Origin of the sequence: Tenacibaculum sp. XPcli2-G (assembly GCF_024124505.1) — a bacterium.
Classification (GTDB): Bacteria; Bacteroidota; Bacteroidia; order Flavobacteriales; family Flavobacteriaceae; genus Polaribacter; species Polaribacter mesophilus.
In genome coordinates this window covers 230,808-245,636 of record NZ_JAMXSH010000004.1, presented here as the reverse complement: position 1 = coordinate 245,636, position 14,829 = coordinate 230,808, and the positions used below count along the sequence as shown (strand labels likewise).

Annotated in this window: 14 protein-coding genes; 10 read left to right on the top strand and 4 right to left on the bottom strand. The window is 31.9% G+C overall.

Annotated features, from left to right (window positions below; genetic code table 11):
• Positions 1-24 precede the first annotated feature (24 nt).
• The 3 genes from NH341_RS11995 to NH341_RS11985 all read right to left on the bottom strand — a co-directional run bounded on the left by NH341_RS11995 (position 25) and on the right by NH341_RS11985 (position 4,503).
• The gene (locus NH341_RS11995) at positions 25-3,219 is read right to left on the bottom strand and encodes a hypothetical protein (protein WP_253057051.1); all 3,195 of its coding nucleotides are present in this window, start codon (positions 3,217-3,219) and stop codon (positions 25-27) included.
• A 96-nt stretch (positions 3,220-3,315) separates the two neighbouring features.
• Positions 3,316-3,483: an Arc family DNA-binding protein gene (locus NH341_RS11990; protein ID WP_073184483.1), complete on the bottom strand. Its 168-nt coding sequence runs from the start codon at positions 3,481-3,483 to the stop codon at positions 3,316-3,318.
• 159 nt (positions 3,484-3,642) lie between these two features.
• Positions 3,643-4,503 carry an SPFH domain-containing protein gene (locus NH341_RS11985; RefSeq protein WP_047790128.1) on the bottom strand — a complete coding sequence of 287 codons (861 nt, stop codon included), beginning with the start codon at positions 4,501-4,503 and terminating at the stop codon, positions 3,643-3,645.
• Between the two features lie 122 nt (positions 4,504-4,625).
• Between NH341_RS11985 and NH341_RS11980 the strand changes: the two genes are divergently transcribed.
• From NH341_RS11980 to NH341_RS11945, 8 genes are all read left to right on the top strand, one after another.
• Positions 4,626-5,414 (top strand): S1/P1 nuclease, encoded by a 789-nt coding sequence (locus NH341_RS11980; protein WP_253057049.1) that lies wholly within the window; start codon positions 4,626-4,628, stop codon positions 5,412-5,414.
• A 129-nt stretch (positions 5,415-5,543) separates the two neighbouring features.
• Positions 5,544-6,056: a TlpA disulfide reductase family protein gene (locus NH341_RS11975; RefSeq protein ID WP_253057047.1), complete on the top strand. Its 513-nt coding sequence runs from the start codon at positions 5,544-5,546 to the stop codon at positions 6,054-6,056.
• A gap of 6 nt (positions 6,057-6,062) precedes the next feature.
• Positions 6,063-6,683, top strand: a complete 621-nt coding sequence (locus NH341_RS11970; protein WP_239180108.1) for a thioredoxin family protein — start codon at positions 6,063-6,065, stop codon at positions 6,681-6,683.
• Between the two features lie 114 nt (positions 6,684-6,797).
• Entirely contained in the window at positions 6,798-9,296 is a 2,499-nt protein-coding gene (locus NH341_RS11965) for a M14 family metallopeptidase (protein WP_253057045.1), read from the top strand.
• A gap of 170 nt (positions 9,297-9,466) precedes the next feature.
• Positions 9,467-9,604 (top strand): hypothetical protein, encoded by a 138-nt coding sequence (locus NH341_RS11960; protein WP_253057043.1) that lies wholly within the window; start codon positions 9,467-9,469, stop codon positions 9,602-9,604.
• Between the two features lie 6 nt (positions 9,605-9,610).
• The gene (locus NH341_RS11955) at positions 9,611-10,327 is read left to right on the top strand and encodes a hypothetical protein (protein WP_253057041.1); all 717 of its coding nucleotides are present in this window, start codon (positions 9,611-9,613) and stop codon (positions 10,325-10,327) included.
• Between the two features lie 12 nt (positions 10,328-10,339).
• Positions 10,340-11,131: a hypothetical protein gene (locus NH341_RS11950; protein WP_253057039.1), complete on the top strand. Its 792-nt coding sequence runs from the start codon at positions 10,340-10,342 to the stop codon at positions 11,129-11,131.
• 92 nt (positions 11,132-11,223) lie between these two features.
• Positions 11,224-11,379, top strand: a complete 156-nt coding sequence (locus NH341_RS11945; protein ID WP_073184478.1) for a YqaE/Pmp3 family membrane protein — start codon at positions 11,224-11,226, stop codon at positions 11,377-11,379.
• 127 nt (positions 11,380-11,506) lie between these two features.
• Here the strand turns inward: NH341_RS11945 and pafA are convergent, their stop codons facing one another.
• Positions 11,507-13,144 (bottom strand): alkaline phosphatase PafA, encoded by a 1,638-nt coding sequence (gene pafA / locus NH341_RS11940; RefSeq protein WP_253057037.1) that lies wholly within the window; start codon positions 13,142-13,144, stop codon positions 11,507-11,509.
• A 119-nt stretch (positions 13,145-13,263) separates the two neighbouring features.
• Here pafA and NH341_RS11935 point away from each other — a divergent pair, with 119 nt between their 5' ends.
• Both NH341_RS11935 and NH341_RS11930 read left to right on the top strand, forming a co-directional pair.
• A complete protein-coding gene (locus tag NH341_RS11935; protein ID WP_047790134.1) occupies positions 13,264-14,004 on the top strand; it encodes an ABC transporter permease in 741 nt (246 codons plus the stop codon).
• Positions 14,004-14,768, top strand: a complete 765-nt coding sequence (locus tag NH341_RS11930) for an ABC transporter ATP-binding protein (RefSeq protein WP_047790135.1) — start codon at positions 14,004-14,006, stop codon at positions 14,766-14,768. Before NH341_RS11935 ends, NH341_RS11930 begins: the two co-directional genes overlap by 1 nt.
• Positions 14,769-14,829: the final 61 nt, after the last annotated feature.

Here is a 14,829-nt window from a genome sequence, read left to right as displayed (position 1 = left end):
ATTTCGTTTTTTTGATAGGGTTTGTTATTCTAAGCTAAACTGCTTGGTTTCTTTAAAAGGAGATAAATCTATTTTCTCAACTTCTGCCTTATACTCTTTCCAATCTTTATTAAAGAAAGCATTGGTTTTTTCTAAAGCAGGTTTTAAAGCTTCTTTAAATTGAATAATTAACTGTTTTTCTGTAGAAGTTTGTTCGCCAAATCTACTATTCACATATCTACTAGCAGTTCCTAAACGTTGCATAACATTCATTTCAGGATTTCGTGTAATTCCTTGTCTTTTATCTACCTTTCCTAAATAAACAGCTAAAAGTGTATCTATTTTCTTAATAATATCTTTAGAATCTTTAATTGATTCTTTATAAAGTTTTTTGTCTTTTTTAGATAGTTTTTGGTTGAAACTATTTGCAATATTTTTACTCTCAACTAACTGTTTTACTGCATCAGCTATAATTTTTTGCTGAGCTTCAAGATCTTTGGCTGCTGCATATTTTTGATCGATTGCGTTTTGAGAAATATGCAGTCTTGGGTCAAACTTTACAGTAATGTTTTGTTCTGATGTTTGATTACCAAACGTAGCTTTTATGCTATAGGTTCCAGGTTTTACTCGAACACCTCTAGGCTCTCTTTTTTGTTTTCTGATAGTTCTAGAAGGTCTGGAAACACCTTTTTCACTCATAAACCAAACACCTTTATGAATACCATTTTCTTTGGGAGTTTTTCTTTTAAAGGTTCTAATAAGTCTGTTACCATCAAAAACTTCAAATTTGATAGAATCCCATTTTATGGTATTCTCGTCTTCTTTTTTAATATAATCTTTGCCTTTTACTTCAGGTTTTTTTGTTGATTTCGGTTTATTCACATAAAATTGAACCAAAGCACCACGACTTCTATTAGTTCCATTAAACATAGCGTCAGCACCAAATCGGCTACCAGTGGGTTGTTGGTATGCTGCTTGATATGCTGTTGGAGGTGTGAATAATTCAATATTTTTGGTAAGAATGTTTTTGTCTTCAGCTATTGCTCTTAAAGGACGAATGTCATCTAACACCCAAGCAGCTCTACCAAAAGTACCAATAACTAAATCGTGCTCTCTTGGGTGAATTACTAAATCTTTTACAGGAACAGTAGGGAACCCTTCCGTCCATTTTGTCCATTTTTTTCCTGCGTTGATAGAAATATATAAACCATCGTCAGTTCCTAAGAACATTAAATTTGGCTCAATTGGGTCTTCGATAATACATTGTGTAAAGCTTTTTACATCGCTTTCATCAACAATACGTTCCCATGTTGCTCCGTAATCTTTTGTTCTGTATGCATAAGGTTTATAGTTAAAGCGACGATAATCGTTGGCAACTAGTAAAGCTTCTCCTTTATTTTTGTTAGATGCTTTTATTTGCGTAATCCAACTATTTTTAGGTAAACCTTTCAAGTTTTTGGCAACATTTGTCCAAGTTGTACCTCCATTTTTAGTAATATGTACTTGTCCATCATCCGTAGCAACCCATAACATATCTTTTTCCAAGGGAGAGGGTTCAATTACTAAGATAGTACAGTGATTTTCTGCTCCGGTAGCGTCCATGGTTAACCCACCACTTTCTGATTGTTTGAGTTTGCTTTTATCATTTGTAGTTAAGTCTGGAGAAATCACTTTCCACGTTAAACCTTTATCGGTTGATTTGTGTACAAATTGACTTCCAAAATATAGTGTAGAATTATCAAAAGGATCAATATTAATAGCAGCGTTCCAGTTAAAACGTAGTTTTATAGTAGCATCAGGGTGTGTTGGGCGAACAGTGTAATTATTACCTGTTTTGTAATCGTAACGAGATACATAACCTTGTTGACTCATAGACCAACCATAACGTGAGTCGTCTTTGTCAGGAATAACATCAAAACCATCACCGAAACTAATCTCTTGCCAATAAGAATTTCGTATTCCTTGGTCTTTCCATACATAAGCAGGTCCGCGCCAAGAACCGTTGTCTTGCATACCACCATACACATTGTAAGGAAACTCATTATCTACATTAATATGATAAAATTGTGCAACAGGCAAATTCCCAATAAAACGCCAAGTTTTACCTCCATCTTTGGTAACATTCATTCCACCATCGTTTCCATCAATCATGAATTTTCCATTTTTAGGATGAATCCACCAAGCGTGATGGTCTGGGTGAATACCATTATCAACACCATAAGCAGGCATGAGTTGCTTAAAGTTCTTTCCTCCATCAATAGAAACATTTACATAGGTGAAAACAGTGTATAATTTGTGTTCGTTTTGGGGATCTACGTAAATTTCTGAATAATAAAAAGGGCGATTTCCGATGCCTTTTTTATCATTAATTTTTTTCCAAGAAAAACCACCATCTTCACTTTTGTATAAGGCATTCTTTTTTGCTTCTACCAAAGCATAAATAGTGTTAGGGTTAGAGGGAGCGATTGCTACTCCAATTCTCCCCAATTCTCCTTTTGGAAAACCTTCTTTTTCGGTAATTTTTTTCCAGTTTTCTCCACCATCATGGGTAATGTATAAACCACTTCCTTTACCTCCTGATTTAAAAAACCAAGGATCGCGTTTGTGTTCCCACATAGCGGCTATTAGTTTATTAGGATTGGATGGATCCATAATTAAATCTGCAGCACCGGTTTTATTATTATTGAATAAAATTTGTTTCCAAGTTTTACCGCCGTTGGTAGTTTTATACACACCACGTTCTTTATGTTCACCCCAAGGTGATCCAATAGCACCAACGTAAACAATGTCTGGATTGTCTGGATGTATCACTACACGATGTATATGACGTGTTTTTTCTAACCCCATCGATTTCCACGATCTTCCTCCATCAAGAGATTTGAAAATTCCGTAACCACCATTTAAACTATTACGAGGGTTTCCCTCACCTGTTCCTGCCCAAATTACACTAGGGTTTGATTGTTGTATGGCTAAAGCACCAATAGAGGCTGTTACTTCTTTATCAAAAATAGGTTCCCATTTAATGCCTCCTGAAGTAGATTTCCAAATACTTCCAGAAGCTGTACCAACGAACATAATATCAGGATTGGATTCAACAACATCAATGGCTGTGACACGTCCACTCATTCCACCTGGACCAATGTTTCTCGGTTTCATGTTTTTGACTAAATCCATTGAGAATTCTTGAGAAAAAGTAGCGCAAGAGAAGGTTATAAATAGTAGATAAAAAAGGTTTTTCATAAGAGTTAGTTGCTTGTAATTTAAGATTGTACAATGTACAAAATAGAAAACGTCCAATAAAATTGGACGTTTTTTTTAACAAGTTCTTAAGATTTGTTATTCTTCTTCTTTCTTTTTTGGCTCTCTTTTAGCTTCTTTAAGGGCTTGCATAAGCATCCATTCAATCTGTCCATTGGTAGATCGAAATTCATCGGAAGCCCATTTTTCAATGGCTTTTAACATTTCTTCATTAATACGGAGTGCAAAAGCTTTCTTTTTAGCCATGTTGTGTTTTATAATAGTGTTTTTTGAAACGCAAAAATGGTTACAAAAATACAATTTCAAAATTCTTTTAGTTTATAGTAAAGAGCTCATAAAAATTAAGATATATACTATAATAGTGTTTATAATTTGTGCCACGTTAATTGATTTTGTGTAGATAACTTAATGGTTTAAAGTACCAGCATTTACCACAGGAGACGCTTCTTTGTCTCCACATAAAATAACTAATAAGTTACTAACCATGGCAGCTTTGCGTTCTTCGTCTAACTCCACAATTTCTTTTTTGTTTAGCTCTTCTAAAGCCATGTCCACCATATCCACCGCACCTTGCACAATTTTATGTCGAGCAGCAACGATGGCTGTAGCTTGTTGACGTTTTAACATGGCACTTGCAATTTCTTGTGCATAGGCTAAATAACCAATTCGTGCTTCTAAAACCTCAATACCTGCAATGGCTAATCGTTCTTCTAATTCTTTTTCCAAAGCTTCACTGACTTCGTTTACACTAGAACGTAGTGTAATATCTTCTTCGTGTCCCTCATCTGCGAAATTGTCGTATGGATACATACTAGCTAGTTTTCGTACGGCAGCATCTGTTTGTACACGAACAAAATTCTCATAATTATCAACATCAAAAGCAGCCTTATAGGTTTCGGTAACTCTCCAAACTAAAATAGTACTTATCATTACCGGGTTTCCTAGTTTATCATTAACCTTTAAACGCTCACTATCAAAATTACTAGCTCTTAACGAAACAGTTTTCTTTTTGTATAATGGATTTGCCCAGTATAAACCATTTTGCTTCACAGTACCTACATATTTACCAAAGAATAATAGAACTTTTGAAGAATTAGGGTTTACTAAAATAAAGCCCAATGCTAAAATAAATGCTATTACAGACATTAATATAAATATTGGATTTTCTGTTTTAACGGCTAATGCGACTCCGCCAATAAAAAGAATAAGTACAATAAAAAACATTAGGTACCCATTTGCTGGTTTGATAATTTTTTCTGCCTTCATATTTGTTTTAATTAAATTGATGTTAAAATGATATCATAAAGATATAAATTAAATTTTGTTAAATCCAAATTTTTGATGATTATATTTTATAATTTAGCTTCCGATTATAATTTAAACCATTCATGAAAACAAAATTTTTAATAGTACTAGTTGCATTGTTAGTGAGTATTTCATCAATAGCTAATAACGAAGATGTTTGGGGGCCAACAGGTCACAGAGCTACTGGAAAAATTGCAGAAAAACATTTGACTAAGAAAGCTAGAAAGAAAATTGAAAAATTACTACAAGGTGAGAGCTTAGCATTTGTATCTACTTTTGCAGATGAAATAAAGTCTGATAGAAAGAAATATGGAAAGTTTTATACTTGGCATTATGTAAACATGCCATTAGACGCTCGTTATGAAGATACTGAAAAAAATCCGAAAGGAGATATGATTACTGGTATAGAGCAATGTATAAAAGTATTAAAAGATGAAAATAGTTCAATTGAAGACAAACGTTTTTACTTAAAAATGCTAGTACACTTGGTAGGTGATTTACATCAACCCATGCATGTTGGGCAAAAAGAAGATTTAGGAGGCAATAAAATTCAGGTTCAGTGGCATGGAAAAGGCTCTAATTTACACAGAGTTTGGGATGAAGATTTAATTAATAAATGGGACATGAGTTATGTTGAATTAGCTGATAATGCAAGAGATTTATCTAAAGAACAAATCAAAGTAATTCAAAAAGGAACTGTTGTAGATTGGCTACATGATACACATAAGATTACTAAAGAAGTATACAAATCTGCTGAAGTGGGAGAGAACTTACGTTACCGTTATTCGTATGTATACTTTCCTGTAGTGAGAGAACAGTTACAAAAAGGAGGTTTACGTTTAGCTAAATTACTAAATGAAATTTTTAGTTAGTACAACAAAATACAGTGATAAAATAAAGAGCTCGGAAATATATTTTCCGAGCTTTTTTCTTGTTAATATTTAGTTAATTCTATCTTTTTAATACGATAAACAGTTAATTTTGAGAGAAATCGTTTTAAAATGCATAGAAGTAAATTCTTACTCATACTTATAATAACCGCTTTTTTTAGTGGAATAACAGCCAAAGCTCAGGTAAATGACACATCTAAAAAAGTTAAAATTACTACGTTAAATTACGAAGAGTTAAAACCATTTTTACATAAAAGCAACGATAAAACGTATGTAGTTAATTTTTGGGCTACATGGTGTATGCCTTGTGTAAAAGAGTTACCTGCTTTTGAAAAACTTCATAAGAAATATAAAGATAAAAATGTTGAAGTTGTTTTGGTAAGTTTAGATTTTTCTAAGCAAATAGAAACGAATTTGATACCATTTATCAAAAAGAAAAAACTACAATCTAAAATACTTCATTTTGAAGATTCAAATGAGCAGTTTTGGATTAGAGATATTGCAGAAAGCTGGTCAGGTTCAATACCAGCAACCCTAATTTACAATAAGCAAAAAAGAAAATTTTATGAACGAACTTTTAGCTATGTAGAGTTACAAAACGAATTACAAACCTTTTTAAACTAAATAATTATGAAGACAATTAAAATAATATTGATGTTATTGGTGGTGGCATCTATTTCAGCATTTACTAGTAATAACTCTAGAGGTTATAAAGTAGGAGATGAAGCTTCTGATTTTACATTAAAAAATATAGATGATAAAATGGTTTCTTTGGCAGATTATAAAGACGCAAAAGGATTTATTGTTGTGTTTACATGTAATATGTGTCCGTATTCTGTAGCTAATGAAGATAGATTAATTGCTCTAGATAAAAAATATAAAAAGAAAGGCTTTCCTGTCATAGCTATCAACCCAAATGACCCAGAAGTATCAAAAGGAGATAGTTTTGAAGCAATGAAGGTACGTGCCAAAGAAAAAGGATTTACATTTCCTTATCTGTTTGATGAAGGACAAAAAGTATATCCTAAATATGGAGCAACAAGAACCCCACATGTTTATATTTTAAATAAAGTAAATAATAAATTAATTGTAGAATATATTGGAGCTATTGACGATAATTCTCGAGATGAAAACAATGTAAAAGAACGTTTTGTTGAAAATGCTGTAGATGCTTTGATAAAAGGAGAAAAACCAACAAAAACTGATACAAGAGCAATAGGTTGCTCTATTAAAGATAAAAGAAACAAATAATTAACAGTTAAATATTTAAAACTAATAAATCCCGCGGTTTATGCGGGATTTTGTCTATTAGTGCTATTAATTACCTAATTTTATAACCAATCGCAAAATGAAACCAAGAAAATAATGAAGAAATTATTACTATCACTACTGTTTGTTAGTGCAACAGTAACGGCTCAAACTATCGATTTGAATTATTACTTGCCAAAAAATGTTTCATATAACTCCAATATTCCCACTCCAAAATCTGTTTTAGGACATGAAGTAGGAGAGTGGCATGTTACACATGATAAGTTGGTAGAATATATGAAAGCACTTGCGAATGCTTCAGATAGAGTAGTGCTTGAAAACAGAGGAACAACTTATGAAGGAAGGCCTTTAGTATTGCTAACAATTACTTCCTCTAAAAACCATCAAAATTTAGAAGAAATACGAGAAAATCATATAAAAGCAACAAACGATGCTTCTATAGATGTTTCTAATAGTCCAATTGTGGTATACCAAGGGTTTTCAATTCACGGAAATGAAGCAAGTGGTTCAAATGCAGCCTTGGCAGCAGCGTATTATTTAGCAGCAGCAGAAGGGCAAAAAATAGAGGAATTATTAAATAACTCAGTAATACTTTTTGATCCAGCAATGAACCCAGATGGTTTACAACGTTTTGCATATTGGGCAAATACAAATAAGGCAAATAATATTAATCCAGATTCAAATGATAGAGAATATCACGAAGTTTGGCCAGGGGGAAGAACTAATCATTATTGGTTTGATATGAATCGTGATTGGTTGCCAGTTCAATTACCTGAGAGTAGAGCACGAATTAAAACATTCCACAAGTGGTTGCCTAATATTTTAACCGATCATCATGAAATGGGAACAAATTCTACCTTTTTTTTCCAACCAGGAATTCCGAGTAGAACAAATCCATTAACTCCAAAAATGAATCAGGAGTTAACTAAAGAAATAGCAACCTATCATGCAAAAGCATTCGATAAAATAGGTTCAACCTATTATTCAGAGGAAAGTTTTGATGATTTTTACTACGGAAAAGGGTCAACTTTTCCAGATATTAATGGAGGAATCGGGATTTTGTTTGAACAAGGAAGTTCTCGTGGGCATGCACAAGAAAGTGAAAACGGAGTTTTAACGTTTCCATTTACTATTCGAAATCAGTTTACAGCAGCATTGTCAACACTAGAAGCTGCTAAAAACATGCGAACTAAAATCTTACAGTATCAACAAGGTTTTTATAAAAATTCAAGAAGCTCAGAAACAAACAAAGCGATAGTATTTGGTGATGAAAAAGATGCGACGAAAACAAATCACTTAGCTGAGGTTTTACAACGTCATCAAATAAAACTCCACGAGTTAAAAGAAGATTTTACATCGAATGGAAAACGTTTCAAAAAAGGGTATAGCTACGTAGTACCTATGAACCAAAAAAATCACAGGTTGGTAAAAGTAATGTTTGATGTACGAACTACATTTAAAGATAGTTTGTTTTATGATGTATCTGCTTGGACCTTTAATTATGCGTTTGGAGTTGATTATGCGGATAATGTATCATTATCGAAAGCAGGAGCTGAGGTGACTCAATTACAACCAAAACAAGGAACAATTCAACAAAAAAGTAGTGTAGGCTACTTATTTTCTTGGAATGAGTATAGCACACCTAAAGCGTTAAATACGATTTTAGAAAAAGGATTGCGAGCGAAGGTAGCGATGAAAAAGTTTGTAAACGATGGTAATTCGTATGATTACGGAACTATTTTTATTCCAGCTCAAAATCAAAAATTAAATGGAAAAGAGTTGTTCGATTTCTTAGAAAAAGTAGCCAATGAAAATCATATTGCAATTAAAGGAGTATCTACAGGGTTAAATGAAGGAATTGATTTAGGAAGTAGAAACTTTGAAGCTGTAAAAAAGCAAAAAGTAGCGATGTTGGTAGGAAAAGGAGTAACGAGTTATGATGCAGGAGAAATTTGGCATTTATTAGATCAACGTTACGACATGAAACTAACAAAGTTAGATACCGATTATGCTTCGAGAGTAAATCTTGATAAGTATACTACGATTATTGTTCCGAATAGTCGCTCTATTGATAAGAATTTAGTAGAGAAACTAAAAGTATGGGTACGTAATGGAGGAGTGCTAATCGGGTATAGAAATACAGTAAATTGGTTGTCTAACAGAGGGTTTATTAATGTAAAGTTTAATAAAGCTAAAATAGATTCTGTAAATAATGTATCATTTGAAAATCGTTCGTTGCAATCGGGAGCGCAAGTAATTGGAGGAGCAATTTTTGAAGCGAAGATTGATCGTTCTCACCCAATCAATTTTGGATATAAGAATGATAAGATAGCTCTGTTTAGAAACACCAAGCAATTTATTCAAGCGGATGCAAAAAGTTTTAATAATCCAATTCAGTACACCAAGAATCCGTTATTGAGTGGTTATATTTCAAAAGAGAACTTAAAAGAGTTGAAAAACACCGTTCCGTTTAAAGCAGGACGCCTAGGTAGTGGAAGGGTAATCGTTTTTACAGACAATACCAATTTTAGAGGTTTTTGGTTTGGAACCAATAAACTATTGATGAATGCTATTTTTTTTGGAAAGTTGATGTAGAGAATCTTATTACGGTATAGAAGTTTTTAACAAGCCCTAAAAGTAATATATCAGGGGTTCATGCTCCCCATCCAAATTATTCTGAAAGTATAGGAGAATATTTTGATAAACTCTTTGATGATTTAAGTAAAAAATATGATTTTAAAGACAAAAACTAATTAATTGAAGCGATGGAGGATTTTCATGATAAATTAGACGAGTTACGTTATAATATCAAACAAGAAATAATAAACAAATCAATTAAAGGAAATATCAAAATAGATGAATTGTGGAAAGGAAATAATTTTAATAATGTTAAACCTAATTAATAAAGTATGGAAAATTTATACTATGATTTAATGCCCAGTTCATCACAATGGAAAGTAGGATTTATTATAGATTATAAAAATGAAAAGTTAAAGGCCTTTTTTCAAAGCTTAAGTGAAAGGAGAATAGCAGAAATAGATGAGCCTTTATCTATGATAACTTATAATATAATAGAAGAAGAAAATAAAAGAGAAGATAAATCTCCTTTTGTTTATGATGCTCTTTATTGGAGCAATGATATACGCATAGGAAGTAGTACTTTACATGGTATAACGTCATTTATTATGAGTGATAGACTTAAAAAAATTATAGAGAATTTTGAATTACCAGAACACAGATTTTACGATGTCGATATTACAAATATTTACTCGAAAGAATCAAGGAGATGGTATTTATTATATATGCCAGAAAATTCTTTAGATTATTTTGATTGGATACGTTGTGAGTTTAAGCTGAAACCAGAATTTCGATTTAGAAATCAAATAGATACTTCCTATGTCGGTCCAAATGTGGTGAACTCAAGAGATGAATTTATAAAGTTAAGAAGCAAGTATAGGAAAAATAAAATTAAGAAGTTTTTAGAATTTTATAAAATAAAATTTAAAGTTAAGTTTGATATAATGTGGGGTAACGTAAATATATTAACAGTCAGTGATAAGTTAAGAAAAGAAATATTGAGTAATGACATTAATATAACCATGGAACCAAATAGTGAAATAAGATAGTACTTTACCATAATGAAATTTTTTAAATTTAAGAGCAGTACCTTTCAATGGAGTATTAACATATACCAAGAAGATTATGGAGATATTATTGCTCCAATGAATGATAATATTTGGATAAAAGATGAAGTTTTACCTTTAAAAATGAGGTTAATAGATTCATTTGAAAATTTTGACGCATGGCAAGGAGAAACGCCCTTTGTAGATGTATTAACATGGTATACGAATTTAATGACAGCAGATGTAGAACCTACTGAAGGAACTAATTTACTAATGAGTAGAAAGGTAAAAGAGGTTATAGAAAAATATAATTTACCTGAACATCGTTTTTATCCTGTAATACTTCACTGTAAAGAGCTTCAACAAACCAATGAAGAATATTTTTTATTTCATGCGGTAGTTGAAAATGCTATAGTGGGAGATGATATTATAGACTACCCAAAATGTACTTTTGTAGAAATAACTCAAGATTCAGAAGGGAATAATGTGCCTGTCAAAATTTACCCAGAGGGGTTTATAAAGTCGTCTAACGAAAAGATAGATATACAGGTTGGAGATATAGAGCTTTTAGGAACATATGAGGTTACTTATGGTAGTCAAATATTTACTGAATTAAATGAACTAAAATTTAAAAATAAGGTGTATAAATACGATTATGATGTACTATGGGGATTATCAGGACTTTTATATATCAGTGAAGAAATAAAAAACGAGTTAGAAGCTGTTGGTATTACGAATGGCAGTTTCTTTGAATTAAAAGAAAATATGATACGTCCATTTGAATATGAACAAATGAAAAATAGTTAAGTTTTATTTAAGAGATATGTTTATAATGATTCAATAAGTGTAACAAAATTCTAATTAACTCGTCTTTTAAGTATACTAACTAAAAAAGTACTATGAGTTTATTAAGAGTTTTATTAGCAATATTTTTTCCACCGTTGGCAGTGATAGGTAAAGGTTGTGGATCAATTATAATAGTGTTTTTATTAACACTTTGTGGATGGGTCCCAGGAGTTATAGCAGCGCTAATTATATTAAACAATCCAAATTAGTTTTATGTAATGTAGCAATTTGGTAATTTGAAAATGTATCAATGAAAAAACTCCAATTTGATGAAATCAAATTGGAGTTTTTTTTACGGTCTATTCTCTAGTCTCTCTTTTCTCATTTCTAAGTTTCCTATTCAAGAACCTCTTCAATAATCTTTCCAGAACATCCATTAGGAAATTCTATCTGTAATAAATTAGAAATCGTTGGAGCAATATCTACAATTTCATATTTCTTTTTAGAAACTCCTTGCTTAATTCCATTTCCATAAAAAATCATCGGAATGTGTGTATCGTACGAGTATCCAGAACCATGCGTAGTCCCTTTTTTTGAACTACTAGCAATAGTTGACGGATTAGGGATTAAAATAACATCACCCGAAAACTTTTGATTGTAACCATTTTGTAAAACATGTAAAATTCCGTTAGTAAACGTAGTAGTTTGCATGGTTCTAGCAGTTACCGATTTATAAATCTTTTTATGATTAATTGCTTCATCCGCTATAGCTTGTGCTACGTTTTCATAGTCAAGGTTTAACTCTCTAATCTTATCTTTATTTAAGAACACTTGAAAGTTTGAAACGTTTTCAATGATTTCATCCGATTTAAAATGTTTTAAGGTAATTTCATTTAAAAAGTTTTTGAAAGCAACAGGCTTTACATAACCAGCAGGTATTTTTAAAGATTCTAAGTATGAAGGAACTTGTACTGCAGCATGATCGGCAGTTAAGAATAATGTATAGTTGTCTTTTCCAACCTGTGTGTCTAAAAACTTAAATAAATCAGCTAAATCTTGATCTAAGCGTAAATACGTATCTTCAATTTCTTTGGAAGCAACTCCAAACTGATGTCCAACATAATCGGTTGAAGAATAACTAACTGCTAAAAAGTCAGTGTACTCAGATTTTCCTAAGTTTTCACCAATAATAGCCGCTTTAGCAAAATCAGTAGTAATAGAATTACCAGCAGGAATCCCTTTTATTATACTGTAATTATTATTGCTCTTTCTTAACGTTGGAATGTCGTGCGGAAAAACTGGCTTTTCCTCCCCTTTGAAAGTTACTTCAAAGTTATTATCATCATCAATACTTTGGGTATACGTACTAATATCATATAAAGTTTCCCATGGTTTACTTAAATATTCATCAGCTTTCCCTGAAGCATTGAACTCTTGTACCCAAGTAGGTAATTCATTTAAGTAAAAAGAAGAAGAAATCCATTGCCCTTTATCACCACCGTCAAACCAATAAGCAGCGTTAGCTGTGTGTCCTGCAGGTAAAATAGCAGAACGATCTTTTATGGCAATACCAATGGTTTTACCATTCATGTTTTGAGCTAGTTTCAACTGATCGGTTACTGTAGTAGTTAACATTCTGTAAGGAGACTTTTTACCTCCTTCACCGTTATTACCAACAGTGTTGTAGTTATTATCATCAACACAATAAATTGTTTTCTTTAAATATTTATCGTACCAATGATTGCTAATAATTCCATGATTAGTAGGCGTTGTTCCTGTGTAAATAGAAGTATGCCCTACAGCAGTGTAAGTAGGAATATAATTGTAATGAGCGTTTTCTAAAGAGTATCCTTCTCTAAGTAAACGTTTAAAACCGTCGTTACCATATCTATTAGCAAAACGAGTAAGGTAATCGTAACGCATTTGGTCAACAACAACACCAACTACTAGTTTTGGTTTTTGAGTATTTGTTTTTTTATTAACAGAGCAGCTGGTTAAACATATTATAGCTGCTAAAAAAGCTATTTTTCTCATTTTGTTTTTTGAAAATTAAAACTCAAAGGTACATAAAAAGCAAGCTAAAACTTATAAATAAGGCGATGAGTTAATGGTTTTTTAATACTTTAGCAAAAAGAAAAAATATATTTCATTTAATGAATTACATTGAGCATATTGGTAAATACTTTTCAATGCTAAAACAGGTTTTTTCAAAGCCACAAAGAGCAAGAGTATTTCGGGAAGCTTTATTTAGAGAAGTAGATGAGTTGGGGCATAAGTCGATAGGAATTATAGCTTTTATATCGTTTTTTATTGGAGGGGTAATCGCCTTGCAAACAGCATTGAATTTAGAAAGTCCGTTTATACCAAAATCGTTGATTGGTTTTGCAGCAAAACGATCAGTAATTTTAGAGTTTGCACCTACGTTTTGTTCTATTATTTTAGCAGGTAAAGTAGGCTCGTATATAACTTCAAGTATAGGAACTATGCGTGTTACAGAGCAAATTGATGCACTTGAGGTGATGGGAATTAACTCATTAAACTATTTAGTGCTTCCTAAAATAATAGCTACAGTTTTCTTTTATCCGTTTTTAATAATTCTAGGAATGTTTTTAGGAATTTTTGGCGGATGGATGGCAGGGGTATTATCGGGTTTGTTTTCTGGAGCAGATTATATAGCAGGAGTTCAATTAGATTTTGATCCGTTTCTTATAACCTATGCGTTGATAAAAACAGTGGTTTTTGCTTTTTTAATTGCCACAGTGCCTTCCTATCATGGATATTATGTAAAAGGAGGTTCATTAGAAGTTGGAAAAGCAAGTACACAGTCTGTAGTTTGGACTACAGTGCTTATTGTTATAGCGAACTATTTCTTAACTCAAATGTTATTAACCTAATGATAGAAGTAAACAATTTACACAAAGGATTTAATGGTGTTGAGATTTTAAAGGGGATAACAACTTCATTTAAACCAGGAGAAACAAGTTTAATTATTGGTCAGAGTGGTTCAGGTAAAACAGTATTTTTAAAATCATTAATTGGCTTACACACACCAGAGCAAGGAACCATTGTTTATGATGGACTTGCGAATACTGATATGACGATAGAAGATAAACGTCAATTTCGTCAAGAATTAGGAATGGTATTTCAAGGAAGTGCCTTGTTTGATTCTCAAACAGTAGAAGAGAATATAATGTTTCCTTTAAAAATGTTTACCAAACAACCCGAAAGTGAAATGCTAGACAGGGTGAATTTTGTGTTGAACCGTGTAAACTTAGAAAATTCAAATAAAAAGTTTCCTGCTGAATTATCTGGAGGAATGCAAAAACGTGTAGCAATTGCCCGTGCAATTGTAATGAAGCCTAAATATTTGTTTTGTGATGAACCTAATTCAGGTTTAGATCCGCAAACGTCTATTGTTATAGATAACCTAATTCAAGAAATTACCGATGAGTATAAAATTACTACAGTAATAAATACACATGATATGAATTCGGTGATGGAAATAGGAGATAAGATTGTTTTTCTAAAAAATGGAGTCAAAGCATGGGAAGGATCACATAAAGAAATCTTCAAAACAGATAATGAAGCAGTGGTAGATTTTGTGTATTCATCTAATTTATTTAAAAAAGTAAGAAAAGCATACTTAAATGATGTTTAGGTAACTTTCTGTTAATTAATAGGTAACAAAAAACATTAAAAAAAATTCAAAAAAACTTCTA